The sequence below is a fragment of the Nocardia lasii genome (genome assembly GCF_042658545.1).
Classification (GTDB): domain Bacteria; phylum Actinomycetota; class Actinomycetes; order Mycobacteriales; family Mycobacteriaceae; genus Nocardia; species Nocardia lasii.
This window is the reverse complement of record NZ_JBHSQN010000002.1, coordinates 895,754-898,579: the sequence shown is the minus strand read 5'-3', so window position 1 is coordinate 898,579 and position 2,826 is coordinate 895,754. Positions and strand designations below refer to the sequence as shown.

The following is a 2,826-nucleotide window of genomic DNA, read 5'->3' as shown; positions in this document are numbered from 1 at the left end:
CGATGGTACTGCACTCGACAGGGTGTGGGAGAGTAGGACACTGCCGGAACATCCTTCGCGATAGGGGACCCTTATTTGGGTCCCCTATCGGCGTTTGTGGACTCGATTCGGGTTCGGTACGCCACGCGGACGATGCCCCGTCGCTCGTCCGTGGTTGAATTCTTAGTGGCGGGGCCATTGACAACACTCCCCGGAGGTCGGGGAACCTAGAGAGGGATCGCCGTGTCGGAACACAACGACGGACGGAAGCCTTTCCGCCGGGACGGAGACGCCCCCGGTTTCGGCCGGCGCGGCGAACCGACCGATCGCCCCCGCGGCGGACACGGTGACAACCGCAGCTCGGGCCGCAGTGAAGGCGGTAGCTCCGATCGGGGTGGATTCCGTCGCAACGACGACAATCGCGGCTCCGGTCGCTCCGACGGCCAGCGCGGCGGATACAACCGCGACGATCGTGGCGGCAGCGGCGACCGCGGTGGTTACCAGCGGCGCGACGACAACAAGAGCTCCGGCGGCGGCTTCCGTCGTGACGGTGGCAACGATCGCCCCTCCGGCGGCGGCTACCGAGGCAACAACGACGATCGTCCCCGTGGTGGTTCGGATCGCGGCGGTTCCTCCGATCGCGGCGGCTACCAGGGACGCAGCAGCGGCAGCGGTGACCGTGGCGGTTACCAGGGCCGCAGCGACAACGATCGTGGTGGCAGTGGCGACCGCGGTGGCTTCAAGCGCAGCGACAGTGGCGACCGTGGTGGTTACCAGCGGCGCGACGACAACAAGAGCTCCGGCGGCGGCTTCCGTCGCGACGGTGGCAGCGATCGCCCCTCGGGTGGCTTCGATCGCGGCGGTGACCGTGGCGGCTACCGAGGCAACAACGATGACCGTCCCCGTGGTGGTTCGGATCGCGGCGGTTCCTCCGATCGCGGCGGCTACCAGGGACGCAGCAGCGGCAGCGGTTACCAGGGGCGCGGCGACAACGATCGTGGCGGCTTCAAGCGCAGCGACAGTGGCGACCGCGGTGGTTACCAGCGGCGCGACGACAACAAGAGCTCCGGCGGCGGCTTCCGTCGCGACGGTGGCAGCGATCGCCCCTCGGGTGGCTTCGATCGCGGCGGTGACCGTGGCGGCTACCGAGGCAACAACGATGACCGTCCCCGTGGTGGTTCGGATCGCGGCGGTTCCTCCGATCGCGGCGGCTACCAGCGGCGCGACGACAACAAGAGCGGCGGCTTCCGCCGTGACGGTGGCAGCGATCGCCCCTCGGGCGGCTTCGATCGCGGCGGCGATCGCGGTGGCTACCGGGGCAACAATGACGATCGCCCCCGTGGTGGCGGTTCGGGCGGCGGGTTCCGGCGCAACGATGGCGACGACCGCTCGCGCGGTGGCTTCGATCGCGGCAGTGACCGTGGCGGCAGCTCCGATCGCGGCAGTTCGGATCGCGGCGGCTACCAGGGGCGCGGCGACAACGATCGTGGCGGCTTCAAGCGCGGCGACAGCGGTGACCGTGGCGGTTACCAGCGGCGCGACGACAATGATCGTGGACCTCGGCGTGACGACGATCGTGGGCGCGGCGGGTTCAAGCGGGACGCACGATCGGGCGGCAGCCAGGGCAAGTTCGTCGGTGAGGACGGCAAGCCGCTCGATGGCACCTACCGGGAGAAGCGGCGCGAGCGCGAAAGCGATGTGCTCGGGGTCGTTTCGGCGGCCGCGGCCGACGACTCGGCGATCGAGCCCGACGACGCCGTCGATTCGACGAAGTCGGCAGCGTCCACTGAGCAGTCGGCGGATACCGCAGCGCCGCTGAGCGCGGACGACACCGCCGGCGATACCGATCGGGCGAGCTCGGACGACCGTGCCGACAGCACCGATCGCGACGAGTCCGCCGCGGACACGTCGGACCGCGAAGATTCGGCTCCGCTCGAGCCGTCGTGGACCAGGTCCGACAGCGCGGATCGCGAGGACCGCCCCCGGGACGACTCCGATCGTGGCGAGCGGCGCGGATTCGCCGACCGTGGCGATCGCGACGACCGCTCGCGCGGCGGCTACGAGTCCGGCGGCGCCCGCTCCGGTGGCTTCGGCGGCGATGATCGTCGTCGCGGCGGCGAGGGCGCGCGGGCGACGGGCGGTCGTGGCGACGAGCGTCGTGCGGCACGTCCGGAGGAGCCCGACCTGCCCGAGGACGTGGTGGCCTCCGATCTGGATCCGGCCGTGCGGCGCGATCTGCTCAGCTTGGACAAGAACAACGCCGATTCGGTGGCCCGGCACATGGTGATGGCCGTGGAGTTGCTCGAGGACGATCCGCGACTGGCACTGGCCCACGCTCGGGCCGCGCGTCAGCGGGCAGGCCGCATCGCGGTGGTGCGTGAGACCGCCGGTGTGGTGGCCTACCACGCCGAGGAATGGGCCGAGGCGCTCTCGGAGCTGCGGACCGCGCGACGCATGTCCGGCGGCTCCGGGCTGCTGGCCGTGATGGCGGACTGCGAGCGCGGTCTCGGCAGGCCGGAACGGGCCATCGAGCTCGGACGCAGCGAGGAAGCCCAGGCCCTCACCGGCGACGAGGCCGCCGAGCTGCGGATGGTCGTCGCGGGCGCCAGGATGGATCTGGGGCAGTTCGACCAGGCCGTCGTGACGCTGCAGGCCTGCGACCTGGACCCGGCGCGCACCGGTTCGGCCGCCGCGCGCCTGTTCTACGCCTACGCCGACGCCCTGGTGGCGGCCGGTCGCACCGATGAGGGCCTGCAGTGGTTCCTCAACGCCGCGGCCGCCGATCTCGACGACGAGACCGACGCCGAGGATCGGGCCACCGAACTCACCGGCGACGCGCAGTAAGCA

At 71.2% G+C, this 2,826-nt stretch carries 1 protein-coding gene; it reads left to right on the top strand.

Annotation, left to right across the window (positions count from 1 at the left end; all coding sequences use genetic code 11):
* Positions 1 to 1,794: 1,794 nt before the first annotated feature.
* Complete coding sequence (locus tag ACFP3H_RS07805; RefSeq protein ID WP_378601649.1) at positions 1,795 to 2,823, top strand: hypothetical protein; 1,029 nt, start codon at positions 1,795 to 1,797, stop codon at positions 2,821 to 2,823.
* The last annotated feature ends 3 nt before the right edge of the window (positions 2,824 to 2,826 follow it).